Raw genomic sequence first — 21,404 nt, 5'->3', positions numbered from 1 at the left:
CAAAATAGGTACGTAAAGCTCTTATGAATAGATAGAGTTTTGCCTTGAAATGATTTTGTTTAGGAGGGGTTCTATGGCAACTCGACAATCGATTGATGAGCTGTTCCAGCAATGTGAAGATGCACTCAGGTTTGCGGACGATCAGTATAAAGAAAGTAGCCTCCAAGAACATTATAATGATGATAACTATACGCAAGCATTGCAACAATTAGAAGAGGCTTATAACGATTTAGCAAAGCTTGCACATAGCGCTAATAGTCAGCAACGAGAACAATTACATCGGATGCGTTTGCAACTGCAGCAAGCACAAAATCAAATGATACTTCTTAATCATTAGGGGGAGAAATGGTGAAAAAACGATCAAAGCAGCAAAACCCAGAACAGAAAACACGTAATGGTATAAACAACAATGATTTGGAACTCGGCACAGATCATGATCTTATCAAAGAAGCAAAAAAGAAATATGAACAAAGCGGTGGACAGCCTGTAAAATCTAAATTTCATCCAGAACAATAATGAAAAATCCTTGGGTTCTAGTATGGAATCCAAGGATTTTTAATGAAAAGTAGTAAAAAATGTTAAAACGCGGATATATTGGGTAAAATGACGGATATATTCACTCAAATAACGGATAAAGAGTTGAAAAATACGGATATGTTTACTAAATTTATGAATAAAGCAGATGTACTCTATAAATAAAGTCCAGATTTGAATGAAATCAGTACTGTGAATCAAAATTTATTCTCGTTTTATGGATAAATGTGTTTTTTTGATGCATGACATTGGATAGTTGCATATTATAGGGAAATTATATACAATATCACTATATATTTAATATTTAGAATAACATTGACAAGGATTAGTAGTGATGTTTAACTCGTTATAGAGAGCTGACGGTCGGTGAAAGTCAGTCGGGATCATCATGAACTCACCTTAGAGTTGCAGACGTGAACTTAAGTAAGGTCTGTCGTTTACCGCGTTAAGGTGTTAAATGAAGCGAGTGACTTGTGCACTAATGTGGGTGGTACCGCGGGAGATTGATACATAATCCTCTCGTCCCAATTATGGGATGAGGGGTTTTTTATATTTTTTTATAAGACATATGAGAACTTTATCATTACCTATATAGATTCATTATGAGTAATGTCTTTAAAGGATGTTTGACTGATATCTAACGCTAATTTAAATATGTAGGAGGAAAATGAGATGAGCTTCAATCATCATGAGATTGAAAAAAAATGGCAAAAATATTGGGAAGAAAATAAATCATTTAAAACAAGTGAGGACAAAGGCAAGCGTAAATTCTATGCCCTTGATATGTTTCCATATCCTTCAGGTGCAGGGCTCCATGTAGGACATCCAGAAGGTTATACAGCAACCGATATTCTTTCAAGATTGAAAAGAATGCAAGGATATAATGTTCTTCATCCAATGGGTTGGGACGCATTTGGACTTCCAGCTGAGCAATATGCCTTAGATACTGGAAATGACCCTGCTGAATTTACGGAACACAATATTAATAACTTTCGTCGTCAAATCAAAGCATTAGGATTTTCGTATGATTGGGACCGTGAAATTAATACAACCGACCCTAACTATTATAAATGGACACAATGGATTTTTCTTAAACTGTACGAAAAAGGGCTGGCTTATATTGATGAAGTAGCTGTTAACTGGTGTCCTGCACTAGGAACAGTACTGGCAAATGAAGAAGTCATTGATGGAAAAAGTGAGCGAGGAGATCATCCCGTTGTCCGTCGTCCGATGAAACAGTGGAATTTACGTATCACGGCTTATGCCGATCGTTTGCTTGAAGACCTTGAAGATTTAGATTGGCCAGAAAGTATTAAAGATATGCAGAGAAACTGGATTGGTCGTTCAGAAGGAGCGGAAGTCGATTTTCGCATCAATGGACATGAGGGAACCTTTACTGTTTTCACTACACGTCCTGACACGCTTTTTGGTGCAACTTATGCTGTACTTGCTCCTGAGCATGCTTTAGTGGAAAAAATAACAGCGCCTGAACAAAGGGAAGCAGTAGAAAATTATATTGATCAAATTAAAAGTAAAAGTGATTTAGAAAGAACAGATCTAGCAAAAGACAAAACAGGCGTCTTTACTGGGGCGTATGCAATTAACCCTGTAAATGATGAAAAGATGCCGATCTGGATTGCCGACTATGTATTAGCAAGCTACGGTACTGGAGCAATTATGGCAGTTCCAGCACATGATGAGCGTGACTATGAGTTCGCCAAGAAATTTAACCTTGACATTAAAGAAGTAGTTGCTGGTGGAGACGTAGAAAAAGAAGCTTATACGGGTGATGGATTACATGTGAACTCCGGCTTTTTAGATGGCTTAAATAAAGAAGATGCCATCAGTCAAATGATTGCATGGCTTGAGGAAAAAGAAATTGGTACGAAAAAAGTAACATACCGCCTTCGTGACTGGTTATTTAGCCGTCAACGTTATTGGGGTGAACCAATTCCGATTATTCACTGGGAAGATGGTACGACGACAGCTGTTCCTGAAGAAGAATTACCATTAATTCTTCCGGTTACAACAGAAATTAAACCTTCTGGTACAGGTGAATCACCTTTAGCCAACATTGCTGATTGGGTTAATGTAACTGACCCTGTAACAGGTAAAAAGGGACGTCGTGAAACGAATACAATGCCACAGTGGGGTGGAAGTTGCTGGTATTTCCTTCGTTTCATTGACCCACACAACAGTGAAGCCTTGGCCGCCCCTGAAAAACTAAAAGAATGGCTTCCAGTTGATATTTATATCGGTGGAGCAGAGCATGCGGTTCTTCACTTATTATATGCTCGTTTCTGGCATAAATTCTTGTATGATATCGGGGTTGTTCCAACGAAGGAACCATTCCAAAAGTTATTTAACCAAGGCATGATTCTTGGTGAAAATAATGAAAAAATGAGCAAATCAAAAGGTAATGTCGTGAATCCGGATGATATTGTGAAAAGTCATGGTGCGGATACATTGCGTTTATATGAAATGTTCATGGGACCACTTGATGGTTCTATTGCATGGTCTGAAAATGGGGTTGATGGTTCACGTCGTTTCTTAGATCGAATCTGGCGTCTATTTATCGAAGATAACGGTACTTTGAATGCAAAAATTCAAGAAAATGAACAAGGAAGTAGCCTTGAAAAGGTTTATCACCAAACCGTTAAAAAAGTAACAGAAGACTATGAAGGATTACGATTTAATACCGCTATCTCACAACTTATGGTATTTATTAACGAAGCTTATAAAGCATCTGTTCTACCTATTAGTTATGTGGAAGGGTTTGTGAAATTACTTGCACCAATTTGTCCGCATATTGCTGAAGAACTTTGGGAAAAACTTGGTCATAGCGGAAGTATTTCCTATGAAGCTTGGCCTGCCTATGATGAAGGTAAATTAATGGACGACAGTGTAGAGATCGTCATTCAAATTAACGGGAAAGTAAAAGCGAAGCTAATTGTGCCAGTTAATACGAATAAAGATGCACTTGAACAAATTGTGATGGATGACGATACAGTAAAAGAACAAATTGATGGAAAAACGATTCGTAAAGTGATTGCCGTTCCAGGAAAGCTTGTTAATATTGTGGCGAACTAAAAAAGTTGAAACGAAATAAGGGGTGTAAGAGATGAGTCAAATTGGTGTTATTACAACAGATGAATTAAACGAAAAGCTCGAAGCTGGAGAGAAGCTAGAGCTAGTCGATGTAAGAGAAGATGAAGAAGTTGCAGAAGGAATGATTCCGGGAGTCAAACATATTCGTATGATGGATATACCAGCTAAGCTAGACTATTTTGATAAAGATAAAGAATATATTTTTATTTGCCGGTCAGGTAGTCGAAGTGAAAACGTATGCTATTACTTACAGGAACAAGGCTACAAAGTATGTAATATGGTCGGTGGAATGCTTGATTGGAGAGGGAAAGTAGAATAACCATTTTAAGCGGTTGATTCATCATTAACTTTTCTTAGACTAGGAAAATAATCGATTTTTTTAAGTCAAATAGAAGGCTGTGATTTTAAAATCACAGCCTTCTATTTTTGTTTATATAAAATATTTAAAATATTCAAAGAATAACATACGTATATTTGGTCATAATAGAAATAAAACATGGATAAGTGAGGGGGAGACATGATCCAGGTTAAATTGTTTGATCAGGAACATGAGGAAGATTTAGAGTTTGAAATGAACCGTTTTCTAAAGAGCTTGGATGAAAAAAAGCTGCTTGATATTAAATATAATGTAGCTGCACTACCAGAAGATGATGAAGAAGAACAAATTTATTGCTTTTCTGCGATGATTATTTACCGAGCCTGACGATGGTTAGGCTCGGTTTTTAAATGATAGATTCTAGTGACTATACTTGAGCGGCGTTTTGACCAGCGAGTCGACCTGTGACAAAAGCGGCAGTAATATTAAAACCACCAGTATAGCCGTGGATATCAAGGATTTCTCCGCAAAAATATAATCCGTTCATTTTCTTTGAGGCCATTGTCTTCGGTTCGATTTCTTTGATAGATACACCGCCACCTGTGATAAAGGCTTTTTCAAGGGAAAGCGTACCGTTTACAGTAAAGCAGAATTTTTTACAGCTTTCAACAAAACTTCTGAGTTTTTCATTTGAAAGTGTAGCTGCTTGCATCATCGGATCAATCTCGTTATCCTCAAGGAGAAAAAGGAGATAGCGTTCAGGGAGTAAACCTTTCAATATGTTTTTTACACTTTTTTTAGGTTCTTCTTTTAGTAGTTTCAGTATTTCTTGATAGAGTACTTCTTCCTTTTTATTTGGAAAAACATCAAGATTAACTGTCACCTTTTTGGAAGGATCTTTTTTAAATTCCTTTACAATATACTGACTACATCTTAATACAGCCGGTCCACTAATCCCGAAATGAGTAAAAATCATGTCCATTTTGTGGGTAATGATCGGTTTACCTTTTTGATTTAATACACTTAACCCAACATCGCGTAGTGATAACCCTTGTAATGTTTTTTCTTTTATAAAGGGTTCATTTGACGTTACCGGTACTTCAGTTGGAAATAGATCAGTAATGGTGTGACCTGCTTTTTTTGCCCAGGCATAGCCATCCCCAGTTGATCCGGTTTGAGGGACCGATTTACCTCCAACAGCAAGAACAACAGCACGGGTTTCAACCGTTTTCCCATTTTGTAGGACAACGGACTTTACCTGATTTTGATGATACTCAATCGTTTTGACAGGGCTATTTGTTCTTATTTTGACATGAAGATCGGATAGTCTATTTAATAGAGCATCGACAACAGATTGGGCTTTGTTACTGACTGGAAACATTCGTCCATGATCTTCCTCCTTTAACTCGATCCCTAGTTTCTTGAAAAATTTAATAATATCTTCATTATTAAACAGGGAGAAGGCACTATGTAAAAATCGTCCATTTCCAGGAATATGTTTAATCAGTTCATCTATTGGGAGTCTGTTTGTTACATTGCAGCGGCCTCCACCTGAGATGGCTAGTTTTCTCCCCAGTTTATCCCCTTTATCAAGGAGCAGTACATGAGCTCCTTTTTCACCTGCTGCGATAGCCGCCATTAATCCAGCGGGACCGCCACCAATTACAATGACATCATACATATAGTTGAACACCTTTCTAAAAATTAATGAGTTTTTTGAAGTTTGACGCTTTTCTAGCTTCTCTATACAAGTATCTATGAGTTATAAGACTAAGGAATGACGAGTATAATAGATGTTCCTTAACGAAGATGCTTGTGCTTTCGCACTAGAAATCTTTATGAAAGAAGAGTAAACTACAAATAGTGTATTTTCAAGTGAAATTGTAAGATAAAAGTCAATTTTACTATCGCATCTCGACTGGGGAAGGTTTAAAATATTATATTGTCTAGATAAATCACCATAAGAAATTTGAATAAAAAATTCCTACTTTGATAAGGAGAAGCAATTCATGGCGTCAAAGCTTTTAAGAGGAACATTTATATTAACTCTAGGGACTATCATTTCTAAGATGCTTGGTTTATTTTATGTCATACCCTTTAATGCAATTGTTGGACAAGAAGGGACGACGCTTTATCAATACTCGTATGTACCATATACTATTTTCTTAAGTATAGCAATTGGTGGTATTCCTCTGGCTATTTCAAAATTCATTTCCAAATATAACGCACTTGAAGAGTATGCAGTCGGTAGAAAGTTGTTTAAATCAGGATTACTGATCATGCTAACAACAGGTATTGCCTCTTTTTTAGCTTTATATTTTTTAGCTCCTCTATTAGCGGATATGGTTATCAGGGATACTGACCAGGTGACGAGTGCAGAAGACGTGGTAACTGTTATTCGTGCTGTTAGTTTTGCCCTGATTGTTGTACCGTTTATGAGTTTAAACAGAGGGTTTTTTCAAGGCCATGAATCCATGGGACCAACAGCTGTTTCACAAGTAGTGGAACAAATCGTGCGCATCGTTTTTCTATTAGCTGGTGCCTTTGTTGTTCTATATGTGATGAAGGGCGAGATAGTAACCGCAGTTAGTGTGGCGACATTTGCGGCATTCGTTGGTGCCGTTGGGGGCCTCGCTGTTCTATTTTGGTATTGGTATAAACGAAAGCCCTATTTAGAAGAGTTGCTGCTGCGTGATAAAGGAACCGTTGATATTTCATTGAAAGATATGTATAAGGAAATCCTTGTTTATGCGGCACCATTTGTTTTTGTAGGTATTGCCAATCCATTATTTCAATTTATTGATCAAATTACCTTTAACAGGGCAATGGTTGAGATCGGATTAGCAAAGGAAGCGGATTTTTCCTTTAGTACCTTAAACTTTTATTCCCACAAGCTAGTGATCATACCTGTTTCCTTGGCAACAGCCTTTTCTTTAACATTGGTTCCAAATATCACAAAGACATATATTACACAGGACCATCTTGGATTGAACCGACAGATGAATCAAACATTTCAAGTGATCTTGTTTTTAGTATTACCGGCTGTTATTGGACTGTCGCTGCTTGCAGAACCTGCTTATACCGCATTTTATGGGCATGATTTATTTGGGACAGAGATATTACGACTTTATGCACCCGTAGCGATTTTATTTTCCTTATTTTCCGTTACCGCAGCTATTTTGCAAGGGATAAATGAACAACGATTTACGATTTTAAGTTTATTAGTAGGCCTGCTTATTAAATTAAGTTTAAACATCCCTTTTATTAAATTGATGGAAACGAAAGGCGCTATTTTAGCAACAGCCCTCGGGTATGGGGCTGCAGTTATCATAAACTTAGTGGTTATTAAGGTTTATACTAGTTATTCGTTCAAGCTCGTTTGGCGGAGAAGTCTTTTAATTATTTTCTTTACCATCCTAATGTCTGCAGGAGCATGGGGGACCTATAAATTGCTTTCTTTCTTCTTGACCCCTCAATCTATCTGGCAATCAGTATTGATGATTCTTATTTGTGCGATCGTTGGGATCCTTATTTATGGTTATTTAGGATTAAAATCAGGACTTGCGAACTCCTTGTTTGGTGATAGGGTTGAACGCTTGAAGCAAAAATTGCATCTTAAAGGATAAGAGAAAGGGTCTCCATATCAGGAGACCCTTGTTATTAGCTAAAAAAGAATAGATTAAAGTTGGAAAAGGCTTTAGCCTTAGTACTCGTTTGATTAATAATCTCTTCCTGGGCCGCCGAATCCAAGTCTTCTTTCAATTCGATCTACACGGCGATCTAGTCGAGTTAATTGACGTTCTAATCGATCTAACTGACGTTCAAGTCGATCAAGACGTTGACTCGTGCCTCCCCCTGGAAACCCCCCTGGAAACCCCCCTGGAAACCCTCCTGGGAATCCCCCTGGGAATCCCCCTGGACTTGGAAAGAATTGTCCTTGACCTTGTTGACGATAATCCACCTCTGGGGTTGGTAAAAGTTGATTGTGGTATGAATAATCCACCTCTGGGGTTGGTAAAAGTTGATTGTGGTATGAATAATCCATCATCATTGACATCTCCTCTTTCACTTTTTTATTGGTTTTATAGGGAATGTTGGTGAAAGAACTTTTTCAACAAAAAGGGGCCTATAAAACCTAGAAATAAAGGTGCTAGCTAAAAACGACAATAATGTAAAGACGTTCGTTTAGTAGCATGATAACAGTCTATGGATTTTTGCTAATTTGGAAATGGATAATAGCCTATAATAATACAAGAGGAGTGATCTTTTTATGCGGATCGATAAAATGTTGGCGAATTTAGGATATGGAAGTCGAAAGGAAGTAAAACAACTTTTAAAAGACGGGGGTGTCAAAGTTAATGAGAAGATGGTTAAAAATGCAAAAGAACAAGTTGACCCTGAAAAGGATACGGTCACTTTAAACGGAGAAGTTATCGAGTACAAAGAGTATATTTATTTGATGATGAATAAACCACAAGGGGTGATTTCCGCGACAGAGGATAATCATGATCAGACAGTGGTTGATTTACTTGAAATGGATGATGCCGTGTACGGTCCTTTTCCTGTAGGAAGACTTGATAAAGATACAGAGGGGTTATTATTGCTCACAAATGACGGGAAATTGGCCCATCGACTATTGTCCCCGAAAAAACATGTTCCGAAAACGTATTTTGCTGTGATTGATGGTGAGGTTACAGAAGAAGATATTGAGGCTTTTCAACAAGGCGTCGTTTTAGATGATGGATATATAACAAAACCTGGTGAGTTAAACATTATAAAATCAGGCATTCGATCAGACATTGAGTTAACAATTACGGAAGGGAAGTTCCATCAGGTGAAGAGAATGTTTCAAGCAGTAGGAAAAAAAGTGGTTTATTTACAAAGGATTTCAATGGGACCCCTCAAGCTTGATGAAAGCCTAGAGTTAGGTGAGTATCGCGGATTAACGGAGGAGGAAATCTTTCAATTACTAGAGCACAATCAGAAAGAATAAGTCACCGGCGACTTATTCTTTCTGGTTTGTTTAAAAGAAAGTATAGAATTTTAAACTTTGATTACTGTCTAGCTCAGGCGCCATCGGCTCGAGTCATAAGCCAATCCGTCAAGAAGGTTAAAGAACAACCTTCCTGCTGGCTCGTCTTATGCTTGCGGCCCGCAGGATGCGGATCATGCAGACGAAGACATACGGATGTGGCGTTCTTAGTCTACGTTCTTCATAGGCGGGCGCCTTGCGCTTTTCTTATGATGAAAGTTTTACTTTCTTCGTGGTTGTTGTCCATTTTCCACGACTTGGGCTTCTGACTAAATCGTTGTAAGCTAAGACATTTAAGTCTCTTTGAATCGTTCGAGGAGTGATTCCAAATTCTTCTACAAGCTCCTGTGTTGTTACAGTTCCTCGATTATTAATAAACATGTAGACGGATTTGATACGGTTTAACATCCGGTTAGTTGACGGTTTCAATAAACCACTCCCTATCCTTATTCACACCTTTGACAAATTCTAGCATCCAACATTTTAGTGAAGATCGTAATCTTCGAGAATTTTCGCTTCTTTTCCTCGGACAACCCCTTTTCTACAACATATAGTACATGTTGTGAAGTTTAACATCTACTTATATAATATCCATATTATCACAAAATTTCCACTATGGAGATCGAATTTACAAAAGATTAATTATATATATATATATTTTCTCCTTAATCTTTAATGGATACTATGGATATTTACACCAATATATGTTGGATATTCAGATAATATTAAAGGTATTTTTCTACTTATGATTGATTATCTCCTTTTGTATATTCCATGTTAGTTTGGAAATGCTGATTTAAGAGAAAAAAAGTAGAGTTTGTCTATGCTTGTCATAATAGAGAGTATGATATGATTTATTTAACTATTTTTTGCGCTTTTTAAGTTTGAGAAGGGTCTAGCTCAAGGCGTTAGCGACTCGATGTCATAAGCGGACACCTTGAGCTTTGCATATTGGAGGGTTTTTAAATGGAACAATTAAATTGGTTTGATGAAGTAATGAAAAGGAAAGCTGCACTGATTCTAGATACACAAAAATTATTACAAATTAAAAGTGTGTTGGACGAGGAGAATACCTCCCCAGATGCCCCGCTTGGTCATGGTGTGAAAGAAGCGCTACAATACATGCTTCAAATGGGTGAAAACGATGGATTTGTCTCGAAAAATGTTGACAATTTGGCGGGACATGTGGAGTTCGGACAAGGGGAGGAGTGCTTAGGGATTCTTTGTCATGTAGATGTTGTTCCTGAAGGAGACGGATGGTCTAGCGATCCCTATAAGGCAGAAATACGCAATGGGAAAATTTATGCTAGAGGGGCTATTGATGATAAAGGTCCTACGATGGCTGCATATTATGCCATGAAAATAGTAAAAGAATTAGGCCTGCCTTTAACGAAGCGTGTTCGGATGATTATTGGAACAGATGAAGAGAGTGATTGGAGATGTGTCGATCATTACTTTAAACATGAGGAAATGCCAACGCTGGGATTTGCACCGGACGCTGATTTCCCGATTATTTTTGCTGAAAAAGGAATTTCGGATTTCGATCTGGTTCAGGAAAAGGTAGTAGAAGATGATCCAATAGACGATATAAAAGTAGAAGTAGTTTATTTTCAATCTGGTAGAAGGTATAATATGGTTCCAGATTATGCTAAAGCTATATTACTTGTTCAAAAGGAAAAAACAGATGTTGTACAGAGGTATAATGAATTTTGGAAGCTTCATGGTTTAAAAGGAAAAAGTTATGTGGAGAATGGTGAGTTGATTCTTGAATTGGAGGGAGTTTCTGCCCACGGTATGGAACCTGATCATGGAAAGAATGCGGGTCTTTACTTAGCACAATTTATTGTGGAAAATAAAATCGATAAGCAAGCAGATGGTTTCTTTACCTTTACATCTCAATTCTTTTATCAAGACTCAAGAGGGAAGAAACTAGGTATTGATTATTCTGATGATATTTCTGGAGAGCTCACGATTAATATAGGTAAAATGGAATATGACCAGGTAAAAGGTGGCATGTTAGGACTTAACCTTCGTTATCCAGTGACAAATGATATGGCAAAGACAAAAGAGAAGATAACAGAAGTAGCAAAAGAAAAAGGCTTTAAAATGGAAAATTCCACTGATTCAAAGCCGCATCATGTTGATGAAAATAATGAGTTGATTCAAATATTAAAAAAAGTGTATGAAGAACAAACAGGAGAAAAAGCAGAGCTTTTGGCGATTGGCGGGGGGACATATGCACGTTCTTTAACATCTGGCGTAGCGTTCGGTCCTCTATTCCCAGGAAGAGAAGATATTGCTCATCAAAAAGATGAATACATGTATATCGATGATTTATTAAAAGCAACCGCTATTTATGCTCAAGCGATTTATGAATTGGCAAAATAACGAATAAAAATGAAATTGGATGTATGAAGGAGCACTCACTATTCTATTAGTTGGGTGCTTCTGAGCTACTATATAAATAAATGGAGTAAAAGAGTGAGGTGCGAAATGGAAAAGAATCCGCATTATTTCTGGGCCATCCGATTACCGGATTATACAAAACAGTCAATTCATACTCAGTTAACAAGTGTAAAAAAGTTTTTCCCTTTTAAACGCTGGGTTCATATGGAGGATTATCATATTACTCTTTCTTTTCTTGGTGCTATTGAGAAACAAAACCTTGATGGAGTAGTAGAGTTAGTCGACAGGGCAATAAAAGAAGTAAAAGCTTTTTCGTTACATATTCAAGGTCTAAATATCTTTGGAAATAAGAAGGCACCTCGGATCTTTTGGACTTCTGTTACACAAGAAAAGCAACTCGAGAGCCTCCAATCACTTGTTTTTAAGTCCTGTTTAGAGGCTGGCTTTTCATTAGAGACCCGTCCGTTTACCCCTCATATCACATTGGCGCGTAATTGGACGGGTTCCGAATTTGAACACAAATGGTTGGAACAATATAATCCCTTTAAGACTGAATCGCTGTCCTTTATAGCAGAAGAGGTTGTTTTATATAAGACAAACCTAGAAAAGACACCAAAATATGAACCGATTGCAACCATTTCGCTACTAGTTGAATAGACTATAAAAAAGCGGAAGCGCCTTGGGTACCCCCGAATAGCACAAGACGAGCCTCACGGAAAGGTGTTCTTTCCCTTTCTGGGAGGATTGGCTTGTGACCTCGAGGGGGTAGGCGCTGGAGCTAGACTATAAAAAAGCGGAAGCGCCTTTGGAACAAGGGATAATTAGACAGAGAGAAACGGAAGCCATAGTAAGGAAGATGATAATGGGACAGTTAATTAAATTACAAGATTATTCATCTCGGTATGAACAAAATATATTTCATTACCCTTCACGATTTGTGACACTTAAAAAGCAACAGTGGGAGAAATTACAAAAAAGTTGGGGGAATCCTGAAAAACAGACTTTTTCTCCACCAATGAACCAACCTAATATTGAATGGGAGGTAGAAGAAAAGCACCCGCTATTAAATAAAATTAAAACACTCTTTAACCGAAAATCTGCTAAAGAAACCGAGCAGGAACTAAGCCCTTCAGTTCATGATTTTGAAAAAGACTCAGTAGAACTTGATGTATTTCCTTCTTTCACTCATCAGGCTGAAACGATTGAAGAATTAAAACAGCAGTTTCTTAACCAACTTTTTGATTTCCAAATGAAATGGGCAACCTCAACATTAACAGAAAAATCGTTTGTGAATAAAAAGTTCTTTTTTGATGAAAACTTAAAGTTTTTTCTACAGCGTTTCCCTGACACGTATCTCGTGTTATATCAGCCTGTTTTTTTATTGAAAAAAGCAACGGTTGAGGTTGAGACGATTTTAATCAGCCCGACGGAGGTCTGGTGCATCACTTTTCTTGAAGATCAAAATTCGTCTGTATTCGTGGGTTCTAATAAAAAGTTCTGGAACGTAAGAAATGATCACAATGAAAAGATAATTGTAAACCCCGTGATTGCTATAAATCGAACAGAGACAATTGTCAAAAATATCTTTAAACATTTTGAAATCGATTTGCCGGTCCATAAAGTCTTACTTTCACGGAATGGATATATTGATTTCCCTGCAGTACCCCGAGATGTTCAATTGGTTGATCAGCGACAATATGGAGATTGGTTTCATTCATTACGTAGCTTAAAGTCACCGCTGAAAAACACGCAGCTTATGGGAGCCAAAGCATTATTGCAATTTTGTTCTACATCTTCTATCAAAAGAATTGAGTGGGAAGTAGTGGATAAGAAATAAGTTTTCTATCGTCATGCGTACGTGTTTTTGATCAACATTTATTACGTCTCTGTCTTCACCTAGGGACTCGCCAATCGACGAGTTTTCTTTATCGGGGGTAAGCGGGGCGTTTTCGCTTTTCTATTAAAGAAGTGAAGGAGTTGAATTCAAATGACTACGATTGAACGGGATTATCAAGCATACTTAGACGAGATGAATGTAATTACGATTCTAATCCCCCATGACTACAATCACGATGTTATGAGCTCCTTTCTATTAGAATGTGATGATGAAGAAATACCGCTAATGATTGTTGAGAAAATAGACCTAGATGAGTTTGTGAAATATGTTTGTCATACACAAGAAGAAGTGAGAATAGGTCGGCATTATTGGGTAAAAGATGCTTTACAAAGGAAAACCGACTTGCAAATGGGGGCCGTGACAAGAACCGATCGATTTGATGAAACATTCTATTATGATGGAGAGTTAGGGGTTTGTTATCAACCAAACGAAACCATCTTTACGTTATGGGCACCAACTGCAACGGAAGTAAAACTTAAGTTGACGTCCCCTGATGAAAGCAATCAAGAAACCATTGATTTAATAAAAGGGGATAAAGGAATTTGGACGGCAATAGTTAAGCGTGATGTTGAAAAATTTCGCTATACGTATTTAGTATGTGTGAATCTGCAATGGAAGGAAGCGGTCGACCCTTATGCTGTTGCGGTAACAGCTAATGGAACGGAAGGCGTTGTTATTGATTTAACAAAAACAACGTTTCCTAAACGGCCCTTGTCCCCGTTGGAGCATGCAGTTGATAGCGTTATTTACGAAACACATATAAGGGACTTGACGATACATCCAAACAGCGGTGTTTTGCATAAAGGAATGTATACAGGTGCCGCTGAAATCGATACAAAAGGCTCCAATGGGAGTCCAACTTCCCTCTCCTATATAAAAAGTCTCGGTATTACTCATATAGAATTCCTTCCACTTTATGATTTTGTGGGGGTGGATGAACTTGGTGAGAAGAATGATTATAACTGGGGCTACAACCCGCTACATTACAATGTTCCAGATGGAAGCTATAGTCTGGACCCTAATGACCCTTATAAACGAATAAACGAATTAAAATCATTGATTGATACCCTCCATCAAAATGAAATTCGCGTGATTTTAGATGTTGTCTACAATCATGTGTATGAAAGAGAAACCTCCTCTTTTGAAAAAATTATCCCTGGTTACTACTTCCGTCATGATAAACATGGAATGCCATCAAATGGAACCGGTGTAGGAAATGATATCGCTTCAGAGAAGAAAATGGTACGGAAGTTTATCGTTGATTCAGTTCTTTATTGGCTTAAAGAATATGATGTTGACGGCTTTCGTTTTGATTTAATGGGTATTTTGGATACGGTTACAATGAAAGAAATTAGAAACGTAGTTGACCAGATTGATCCCTCTATATTGATTATCGGGGAAGGGTGGGATTTAAACACCCCCTTGCCGCTTGAAAAAAAAGCTAATATTCACAATCAAACAGATTTACCACGAATCGGTCAGTTTAATGATTGGTTTCGCGATTGTATTAAAGGAAGTACGTTTAACCTTTATGACTTAGGCTATGCATTCGGAAATGAACATTATTATGGGTCAGCGATCCAAGTAATAGCAGGGAGTGTTGGACTTGGAAATCCAGCAGAAGGGTTATTTGATGAACCTAACCAAAGTGTGAATTATGTAGAGTCACACGATAACCATACATTATGGGATAAACTGGTTGTCTGTTTTCCGGATGAAGAAGAGGAAATTAGGAAAAAATATCATCGTCTCGCCACCACGATGGTTATCCTTGCACAAGGGACTCCATTTCTTCACAGCGGTCAGGAATTTTTTCGTACAAAAAAAGGTATCGGGAATAGTTATCAATCACCAAATGAAATTAATCAGCTTGATTGGGATCGGAAAAATGAATATGATCAACATGTAGAATATGTGAAAGGAATAATTGCTATTCGGAAATCTCATCGTGCTTTTCGCCTTCCGACAGCTGCTCTTATTCGGAAACATATTCGTTTTCTCCCTTTGAAAAAGCCACTCATTGGTTGGATTCTTCAAGATGTAGGGAAATATGGCCCGTGCCAATCTATTATCGTTCTCATTAATCCTATGAAGATGGAAGAAGAGATTGATTTACCTGATGGGAGCTGGAATGTACTAGCAAATGAAGATATAAGCGGGGTTTCGCCAATTTACCGAGTGAATAATCATAAAATCAGATTAAAAGCAGTTAGTTCATATGTGTTATTTGGGGAATGAATGTTAAAATGAATGCTGAAAACATGAGGATACTCTTGACGGACCTTCCATGTGACGATAGAATTTATAAGATGGCTATTGTAAAATATTATTGTTCAATAGCTGTCTTTTTTATCTAATATGAAAGTATACCTGTCTGAAGTTAGATAACAAGTCTAGCTTCGCCATATAGGATATATAAGTGCCGACGAAGATAATAAGGACGTAGCGACTTTTAGTTGGCGTTCTGTAGCCAAGGCGCTTGCGCTTTTCAAGCAGTAAACAGAAATTGCAGGTGAACAGCATTGGAACACTTTTTTGGACATGATTGGGAGATTGTTCCCGCAGGCGGAGCAACCGGGGAAGCCTTTTATGCACAGCACGAAGAAAATCAATATTTTCTAAAACGCAACACTTCTCCATTTTTGGCGAGCCTATCAGCGGAAGGAATCGTTCCTAAGCTTATATGGACAAAAAGATTGGAAACCGGTGATGTTTTTACAGCGCAGCAATGGTTGAATGGTCGGGAACTTCAGTCCTCAGAAATGAACCAGGAAAATGTGGCTAAGCTCCTCAAAAAAATCCATAATTCAAAGCCATTACTAAGTATGCTAAAACGTCTCGGAAAAACTCCTGTGCAGCCTGTAAAAATTCTGCAAAATTTAAAACAAGAATTAGATAAGAATATTCTTGAGTTGAATTCTGTAAAAGATTCACTCGTATTCCTTGAAGAAAATTTGGATGGAATTTACTATGAGGATACAGTCGTATGTCATTGTGACGTCAATCATAACAACTGGCTGCTAGATGAAAACAACCAGTTGTATTTAATTGATTGGGATGGTGCAGTGGTTGGGGACCCGGCCATTGATGTTGGTACTTTATTATATTGGTACATACCACGAAATGATTGGGAAAGTTGGCTAGAGCTTTATGGTATTCCATTAACTGATAGCTTGATCTTACGAATGAAATGGTATGTGTTGGCTGAGACGCTAAATTCGATCCAATGGCATAAAAATAAATCCCGTTTAGAGGAAATGAATAAATGGATTCTTATGTTGGATCAATATCTTTTATTATGAAAATTGATCAATGTTGTTAACCCATTGGGATAATTGCTGTTGATGGGATTCAATATGCTCATCTAAGTTGGCTGAACCAACACCATTATGACTATATGAATAAATTTGATCTAGAACTTGCTTACTATTTTGATCGATATTCGAATTAACCATTAATGATTTGATTATGCGTTCTAATTGTTCGCACTCAGACACAGAACCACAACAATCTGTCTGATGGTTAGTTAAAATATCCTTTAATAAATTTACTTGATCCTGATACTGAAGTGGCATGATAAAACATCCTTTCTGTTAAACTCCTCGGGCAAATATAAAAGGAGAATTCACGATTTATTTTGTGAGTTCTTTTTCAATTTATTCATGCTAAGTGGAATTATTTTAGACCTTGTTTAAGATAGTAGGGAATTAATAATAGTATTAATAAGGTTACTGAACAAAAAAGAAATATTTTATATAGGGGTGTTACCATGCGTTTAAGACACAAACCTTGGGCAAAGGATAAAATTCAGCAGTACCCGCAATATGTCATTTCTAATCCCGAACAGTTAAAAGGAAAGTGGGGATCCGTCTATGAAAAGGATCAACCTGTTCACATCGAAATTGGTATGGGAAAAGGTCGTTTTGTGACTGAAATGGCAAGATCAAATCCAGATATTAATTATTTAGGTGTTGAATTACAAGAGAGTGTTATTGTATCTGCTCTTGACCGACTGATTGAAGCAGAGCTTCCAAACGTAAAGTTACTAAATGCGGATGCAGCTAATTTGCCTTTGTATTTCTCAAAAGGAGAAGTTTCTAGAGTATACTTGAACTTTTCTGATCCATGGCCAAAAACACGTCATGAAAAACGTCGTTTGACGTATAGTAGCTTCTTGAAGCTGTATGAAGATATTCTTCCCAATCAGGGTGAAATTCATTTTAAAACCGATAATCAAGGTTTATTTGAATACTCATTAATGAGCTTTTCTGCCTATGGATTATTGTTGAAATATGTAAGTCTTGACTTGCATCAGAGTAATTTTGAAGGGAATATCATGACGGAATACGAAGAGAAGTTTTCAGAAAGAGGAAATCGAATCTATCGTTGTGAAGTTCAATATCAATAATAGAGAGAAAAGAGGCTGCTTTTGAGTCAGCCTCTTTTTTCTGGGTTCTAGCCGATTCAATAACATTGAGTAGAGCATGCTTAAAAATAGTTAGAAACGAGTAGAGATAAAAAGTAATGCGTATAAAATATTTGTAATTTTATAAATAGTTATATAAATTAAACATAAGAATAATTTCATTTGAATAATGGAGGTCTAATCGTGGAAACATTACAGTTACCCAATATAAAGTTGACATGGCTAAATGGTGGGGTCAATAATATGGACGGTGGAGCCATGTTTGGTGTTGTTCCAAAGCCATTATGGGAAAAGAAATATCCTTGTAATGAAAAAAATCAGATCGAACTAAGAACGGATCCAATTTTCATTCAAATGAAAGGGAAAAATTTTCTTGTTGATACAGGGATGGGTAATGGAAAGTTAACCGATAAACAAAAACGAAATTATGGTGTTCATGAGGAGCCAAACCTAGAGGAACAACTTGAAAAACTTGGTTTAACGACTAGGGACATTGATTATGTATTAATGACTCATTTGCATTTTGACCATGCTTGTGGACTGACAAAGTTTAAAGAAGATCAATATGTTTCCGTGTTTCCACATGCTAAAATTATCGTGAATGAAATTGAATGGAATGCGATGAGACAACCGAATATACGTTCTAAAAATACATATTGGAAGGAAAATTGGGAAGCCATTCAAGAGCAAGTCGAAGTGTTTAAGAACGAATGGGTATTGGAAGCCATAAAATTGATTCATACTGGTGGACATAGTGACGGGCATTGTATTTTAGTGATTGAGGATGAGGATGAAACGGTTATTCATATGGCAGATATTATGCCGACACATGCTCATCAAAATGTTTTATGGGTGCTTGCGTATGATGACTATCCAATGGATTCAATAGCTGCAAAACAAAAATGGCTTCAATATGGACTTGATCGAAAAGCATGGTTTGTATTTTATCATGATGCATTTTACCGTGCTATCAAGTGGGATCAAGAAGGAAATGTGACAGGTGAAATGAAGAGGGAATGATTTTAATAAAAGGCTGTGTTAATGATCATTACTGCTAAATGGCCACATACATCAAATTTATTAGACCATCAACCACATGGTTTAACAGAGCCTCATAAAAAAATCCCCTTGAATGGGGATTTTTTAAAGTAAATAAGCGTCAAGAATGGCTCCTGTTACGGTGTCAACGATAAATTCATACTGCTCTGTTTGGTCGTTAACAAGCCTTGAAATTCCTCCAATATAGACTTCATATTGAAGAAGTGACTTTGTATAGGGTTGTTTTTCCATTTGAATCCATGATCCTTGGATGGGACCATGTTTTTTAAATGCTGTTTTTGCATTCGCTAAAGCTTTTTCAGCCGTAATCCTCTGATTTTTAGCGATAGCATCCCGTAGGACAAGTCCAGCTACTAGACCTGTACCTATACCTGTGAGAAAGGTTTTCCAATTCATGATTGAACCTCCTTTTTAAAAATAACTATATATTCTTTTTAATATACTATCAGAAATATTGATCATTCGTAAGATATCGTGATTAGGGGAATACTTTCTTGTAGAAAAATGGAGAAGTTAGAGAAAGTTCTGTAATATGAAAGAGAGAAGTAGACTACATATAGATCAATAATAGAGGAGTGTGTTTGTATGAACGAAAAAACATTACAACTTTTTAAAACGTTAACAGAACTTCCAGGTACATCAGGGAATGAACATGTTGTTCGCAATTTTATGCGCGAGCAGTTAGGTCAGTATACAGACGAAATTATTCAAGATAAGTTAGGCAGTATCTTCGGTGTGAAAAGGGGAGACGAAAAGGGTCCAACTGTCATGGTTGCCGGTCATATGGATGAAGTTGGCTTTATGGTTACTTCGATTACAGACAACGGGATGATTCGCTTTCAAACGCTAGGCGGTTGGTGGAGCCAAGTTATGCTCGCACAAACAGTTGAAATTATGACAAATAACGGTCCAGTTCCAGGAGTTATTGGATCAATTCCTCCACATCTTCTTGATGAGGAACAACGAAAAAAGCCGATGGAAATCAAAAATATGTTGATTGATATTGGTGCGGATGATCGAGATGATGCAGTTAAGATCGGAATAAAGCCAGGACAACAAATTGTGCCAGTATGTTCTTTTACGCCGATGGCCAATAACAAGAAAATTATGGCAAAAGCGTGGGATAATCGGTATGGCTGTGGATTAGCAATTGAGCTCCTTGAAGAACTCCAAGGTGAAACATTGCCCAATATTCTTTATTCCGGTGCTACTGTTCAAGAAGAAGTTGGTTTAAGAGGAGCACAAACCGCGGCGGGCATGATTAAGCCTGATCTTTTCTATGCACTTGACGCTAGTCCAGCGAATGATGCATCAGGGAATAAGACTGAATTTGGACAACTGGGAAAAGGGACTTTATTAAGGATCTTTGATCGAACAATGGTCACTCATCGTGGGATGAGGGAATTTGTCCTCGACACTGCTGAGCAGAATGATATCCGCTATCAGTACTTTGTATCACAAGGGGGTACAGATGCAGGGCGTGTTCATCTATCGAATGAAGGTGTCCCAAGTGCGGTGATTGGAATCTGTTCTCGTTACATTCACACGCCTGCAAGCATTATTCATGTAGATGACTATGCCGCCGCAAAAGAATTAGTCATTAAATTAGTGAAGGCATCTGATCAAACCACATTAAATACGATTCTGCAAAATGGGTAATACGAAAAATGAAGCGATTACTACGGACATCGAGGATATTTTCCAACGATATCAAACTACTCAAGAAGCCACAAAGAAGATGATTGAAAAATGAGTAGCCGACTTTGATCGAGAAGGTACGATTGCTGGTTATACATTTAGTAGCATGGTTAGTGAAATGGCATCACTAAGTGAACCGGTCCGAAATGCTTGTTCGGATCTTTACATAAAGATTCAAGGGATTTATTCGAACAAGTTAGTAGAAGAAGGGTTTTCGAAAGAAAGTGTTCATTCCATTGCTCTCATGATGACCGCTTCTATTGAAGGTGGAATGATGCTTTGTTTAATACAAAAATCTAGTGAACCACTAAAAATTATTTCGCAAGTATTACCCAATTTATTGAAGGAGTTTAATAAATCAACACGCGTGTTAAAATAACTACATTGCGTTTTATTGGTCCAACTTGTTTAAGTCTGTTAAAATCAGAGTACCTTAATGAATAATTACTGGAGGAGAATGTATTGAAAAACCTTGAATCAATTGAACAATTTGCTGATCTACGTGATAATGGTAAACATATCTTTTTATTTTCTGCAGACTGGTGTGGTGATTGTCGGTTTATCGATCCATTTATGCCAGAAGTAGAAGAAAAATACGGTGACTATACATTCGTTCATGTAGATCGTGATCAATTTATTGATTTATGCATTGAACAGGACGTCTTTGGAATTCCAAGTTTTCTTGCTTTTGAAGATGGTCGTGAATTAGGTCGTTTTGTTAGTAAAGACCGAAAAACACAGGAACAAATCGAACAGTTTATTGAAAAATTGAACTAAAAGGGGGCTTCCCCATAAGGTGTCTGACATCCACAAAGTTGCATTTATCTAGCATCATGTTCAATCTATTGATACTAGATGTGTATTGAGGTGTCTGACACCTTTGCTATTGGAACAGTCCCGTGTAAAATAAGTGGACGTGTTAAGCGTT

At 37.3% G+C, this 21,404-nt stretch carries 21 protein-coding genes, 1 pseudogene and 1 other annotated feature; of the genes and pseudogenes, 17 read left to right on the top strand and 5 right to left on the bottom strand.

Features of this window, described 5'->3' with window-relative positions:
- Positions 1-73 precede the first annotated feature (73 nt).
- The 5 genes from JMM81_RS05560 to JMM81_RS05540 all read left to right on the top strand — a co-directional run bounded on the left by JMM81_RS05560 (position 74) and on the right by JMM81_RS05540 (position 4,345).
- Positions 74-337 (top strand): YtzC family protein, encoded by a 264-nt coding sequence (locus JMM81_RS05560; RefSeq protein WP_256240536.1) that lies wholly within the window; start codon positions 74-76, stop codon positions 335-337.
- Positions 338-348: 11 nt separating this feature from the next.
- On the top strand, positions 349-516 hold the full coding sequence (locus JMM81_RS05555; RefSeq protein ID WP_256240591.1) for a glycogen biosynthesis protein GlgD: 168 nt from the start codon (positions 349-351) through the stop codon (positions 514-516).
- Between the two features lie 324 nt (positions 517-840).
- Positions 841-1,064, top strand: a binding site (T-box leader).
- A gap of 142 nt (positions 1,065-1,206) precedes the next feature.
- Positions 1,207-3,624, top strand: a complete 2,418-nt coding sequence (gene leuS / locus JMM81_RS05550; protein ID WP_256240535.1) for a leucine--tRNA ligase — start codon at positions 1,207-1,209, stop codon at positions 3,622-3,624.
- Positions 3,625-3,655: 31 nt separating this feature from the next.
- Positions 3,656-3,961, top strand: a complete 306-nt coding sequence (locus JMM81_RS05545; protein WP_256240534.1) for a rhodanese-like domain-containing protein — start codon at positions 3,656-3,658, stop codon at positions 3,959-3,961.
- A gap of 198 nt (positions 3,962-4,159) precedes the next feature.
- Positions 4,160-4,345: a sporulation protein Cse60 gene (locus JMM81_RS05540; protein WP_256240533.1), complete on the top strand. Its 186-nt coding sequence runs from the start codon at positions 4,160-4,162 to the stop codon at positions 4,343-4,345.
- A gap of 40 nt (positions 4,346-4,385) precedes the next feature.
- Here the strand turns inward: JMM81_RS05540 and JMM81_RS05535 are convergent, their stop codons facing one another.
- A complete protein-coding gene (locus tag JMM81_RS05535; RefSeq protein ID WP_256240532.1) occupies positions 4,386-5,639 on the bottom strand; it encodes a BaiN/RdsA family NAD(P)/FAD-dependent oxidoreductase in 1,254 nt (417 codons plus the stop codon).
- Between the two features lie 328 nt (positions 5,640-5,967).
- Here JMM81_RS05535 and JMM81_RS05530 point away from each other — a divergent pair, with 328 nt between their 5' ends.
- The gene (locus tag JMM81_RS05530; RefSeq protein ID WP_256240531.1) at positions 5,968-7,584 is read left to right on the top strand and encodes a putative polysaccharide biosynthesis protein; all 1,617 of its coding nucleotides are present in this window, start codon (positions 5,968-5,970) and stop codon (positions 7,582-7,584) included.
- Between the two features lie 92 nt (positions 7,585-7,676).
- On the opposite strand, the gene JMM81_RS05525 is transcribed toward JMM81_RS05530, so the two are convergent.
- Entirely contained in the window at positions 7,677-8,009 is a 333-nt protein-coding gene (locus JMM81_RS05525) for a hypothetical protein (RefSeq protein WP_305367711.1), read from the bottom strand.
- Between the two features lie 219 nt (positions 8,010-8,228).
- Here JMM81_RS05525 and JMM81_RS05520 point away from each other — a divergent pair, with 219 nt between their 5' ends.
- Complete coding sequence (locus JMM81_RS05520) at positions 8,229-8,951, top strand: pseudouridine synthase (RefSeq protein WP_256240530.1); 723 nt, start codon at positions 8,229-8,231, stop codon at positions 8,949-8,951.
- A gap of 246 nt (positions 8,952-9,197) precedes the next feature.
- On the opposite strand, the gene JMM81_RS05515 is transcribed toward JMM81_RS05520, so the two are convergent.
- Positions 9,198-9,419 carry a DeoR family transcriptional regulator gene (locus tag JMM81_RS05515; protein ID WP_256240529.1) on the bottom strand — a complete coding sequence of 74 codons (222 nt, stop codon included), beginning with the start codon at positions 9,417-9,419 and terminating at the stop codon, positions 9,198-9,200.
- Positions 9,420-9,956: 537 nt separating this feature from the next.
- Here JMM81_RS05515 and pepV point away from each other — a divergent pair.
- The 5 genes from pepV to JMM81_RS05490 all read left to right on the top strand — a co-directional run bounded on the left by pepV (position 9,957) and on the right by JMM81_RS05490 (position 16,595).
- Positions 9,957-11,378 (top strand): dipeptidase PepV, encoded by a 1,422-nt coding sequence (gene pepV, locus JMM81_RS05510; protein WP_256240528.1) that lies wholly within the window; start codon positions 9,957-9,959, stop codon positions 11,376-11,378.
- A gap of 105 nt (positions 11,379-11,483) precedes the next feature.
- Entirely contained in the window at positions 11,484-12,053 is a 570-nt protein-coding gene (gene thpR, locus JMM81_RS05505; protein ID WP_256240527.1) for an RNA 2',3'-cyclic phosphodiesterase, read from the top strand.
- A 205-nt stretch (positions 12,054-12,258) separates the two neighbouring features.
- Positions 12,259-13,233 carry a nuclease-related domain-containing protein gene (locus tag JMM81_RS05500; RefSeq protein WP_256240526.1) on the top strand — a complete coding sequence of 325 codons (975 nt, stop codon included), beginning with the start codon at positions 12,259-12,261 and terminating at the stop codon, positions 13,231-13,233.
- 150 nt (positions 13,234-13,383) lie between these two features.
- Positions 13,384-15,531 (top strand): type I pullulanase, encoded by a 2,148-nt coding sequence (pulA, locus tag JMM81_RS05495; RefSeq protein ID WP_256240525.1) that lies wholly within the window; start codon positions 13,384-13,386, stop codon positions 15,529-15,531.
- Positions 15,532-15,815: 284 nt separating this feature from the next.
- Positions 15,816-16,595: a phosphotransferase family protein gene (locus JMM81_RS05490; RefSeq protein WP_256240524.1), complete on the top strand. Its 780-nt coding sequence runs from the start codon at positions 15,816-15,818 to the stop codon at positions 16,593-16,595.
- On the opposite strand, the gene JMM81_RS05485 is transcribed toward JMM81_RS05490, so the two are convergent.
- A complete protein-coding gene (locus JMM81_RS05485) occupies positions 16,590-16,868 on the bottom strand; it encodes a YtzH-like family protein (RefSeq protein ID WP_256240523.1) in 279 nt (92 codons plus the stop codon). The two genes, JMM81_RS05490 and JMM81_RS05485, sit on opposite strands and share 6 nt — an antisense overlap.
- Positions 16,869-17,062: 194 nt before the next feature.
- Between JMM81_RS05485 and trmB the strand changes: the two genes are divergently transcribed.
- Both trmB and JMM81_RS05475 read left to right on the top strand, forming a co-directional pair.
- Positions 17,063-17,701, top strand: a complete 639-nt coding sequence (gene trmB, locus JMM81_RS05480) for a tRNA (guanosine(46)-N7)-methyltransferase TrmB (protein ID WP_256240522.1) — start codon at positions 17,063-17,065, stop codon at positions 17,699-17,701.
- A 201-nt stretch (positions 17,702-17,902) separates the two neighbouring features.
- Positions 17,903-18,739 carry a YtnP family quorum-quenching lactonase gene (locus JMM81_RS05475; RefSeq protein WP_256240521.1) on the top strand — a complete coding sequence of 279 codons (837 nt, stop codon included), beginning with the start codon at positions 17,903-17,905 and terminating at the stop codon, positions 18,737-18,739.
- A gap of 123 nt (positions 18,740-18,862) precedes the next feature.
- Here the strand turns inward: JMM81_RS05475 and JMM81_RS05470 are convergent, their stop codons facing one another.
- Complete coding sequence (locus JMM81_RS05470; protein WP_256240519.1) at positions 18,863-19,174, bottom strand: PepSY domain-containing protein; 312 nt, start codon at positions 19,172-19,174, stop codon at positions 18,863-18,865.
- Positions 19,175-19,363: 189 nt separating this feature from the next.
- Here JMM81_RS05470 and JMM81_RS05465 point away from each other — a divergent pair, with 189 nt between their 5' ends.
- The 3 genes and pseudogenes from JMM81_RS05465 to JMM81_RS05455 all read left to right on the top strand — a co-directional run bounded on the left by JMM81_RS05465 (position 19,364) and on the right by JMM81_RS05455 (position 21,253).
- Positions 19,364-20,437 (top strand): M42 family metallopeptidase, encoded by a 1,074-nt coding sequence (locus JMM81_RS05465; protein ID WP_256240518.1) that lies wholly within the window; start codon positions 19,364-19,366, stop codon positions 20,435-20,437.
- 112 nt (positions 20,438-20,549) lie between these two features.
- Positions 20,550-20,855 (top strand): annotated as a pseudogene (locus JMM81_RS05460) (LmrA/YxaF family transcription factor); the annotation flags it as partial.
- A gap of 83 nt (positions 20,856-20,938) precedes the next feature.
- Entirely contained in the window at positions 20,939-21,253 is a 315-nt protein-coding gene (locus JMM81_RS05455; RefSeq protein WP_256240516.1) for a thioredoxin family protein, read from the top strand.
- Positions 21,254-21,404: the final 151 nt, after the last annotated feature.

This window comes from Bacillus sp. V3B, assembly GCF_024494465.1.
Lineage (GTDB): Bacteria > Bacillota > Bacilli > Bacillales > Cytobacillaceae > Bacillus_BD.
Note: the sequence above shows the minus strand (reverse complement) of the source record. Positions and strands in the feature narration are given on the sequence as shown.

Bases quoted from the DNA above. Each gene is read 5' to 3' on its own strand.
- JMM81_RS05560 (WP_256240536.1), top strand. From the start codon at position 74: ATGGCAACTCGACAATCGATTGATGAGCTGTTCCAGCAATGTGAAGAT.
- leuS (WP_256240535.1), top strand. From the start codon at position 1,207: ATGAGCTTCAATCATCATGAGATTGAAAAAAAATGGCAAAAATATTGG.
- JMM81_RS05545 (WP_256240534.1), top strand. From the start codon at position 3,656: ATGAGTCAAATTGGTGTTATTACAACAGATGAATTAAACGAAAAGCTC.
- JMM81_RS05540 (WP_256240533.1), top strand. From the start codon at position 4,160: ATGATCCAGGTTAAATTGTTTGATCAGGAACATGAGGAAGATTTAGAG.
- JMM81_RS05535 (WP_256240532.1), bottom strand. From the start codon at position 5,639: ATGTATGATGTCATTGTAATTGGTGGCGGTCCCGCTGGATTAATGGCG.
- JMM81_RS05530 (WP_256240531.1), top strand. From the start codon at position 5,968: ATGGCGTCAAAGCTTTTAAGAGGAACATTTATATTAACTCTAGGGACT.
- JMM81_RS05525 (WP_305367711.1), bottom strand. From the start codon at position 8,009: ATGATGATGGATTATTCATACCACAATCAACTTTTACCAACCCCAGAG.
- JMM81_RS05520 (WP_256240530.1), top strand. From the start codon at position 8,229: ATGCGGATCGATAAAATGTTGGCGAATTTAGGATATGGAAGTCGAAAG.
- pepV (WP_256240528.1), top strand. From the start codon at position 9,957: ATGGAACAATTAAATTGGTTTGATGAAGTAATGAAAAGGAAAGCTGCA.
- thpR (WP_256240527.1), top strand. From the start codon at position 11,484: ATGGAAAAGAATCCGCATTATTTCTGGGCCATCCGATTACCGGATTAT.
- JMM81_RS05500 (WP_256240526.1), top strand. From the start codon at position 12,259: ATGGGACAGTTAATTAAATTACAAGATTATTCATCTCGGTATGAACAA.
- pulA (WP_256240525.1), top strand. From the start codon at position 13,384: ATGACTACGATTGAACGGGATTATCAAGCATACTTAGACGAGATGAAT.
- JMM81_RS05485 (WP_256240523.1), bottom strand. From the start codon at position 16,868: ATGCCACTTCAGTATCAGGATCAAGTAAATTTATTAAAGGATATTTTA.
- trmB (WP_256240522.1), top strand. From the start codon at position 17,063: ATGCGTTTAAGACACAAACCTTGGGCAAAGGATAAAATTCAGCAGTAC.
- JMM81_RS05470 (WP_256240519.1), bottom strand. From the start codon at position 19,174: ATGAATTGGAAAACCTTTCTCACAGGTATAGGTACAGGTCTAGTAGCT.
- JMM81_RS05465 (WP_256240518.1), top strand. From the start codon at position 19,364: ATGAACGAAAAAACATTACAACTTTTTAAAACGTTAACAGAACTTCCA.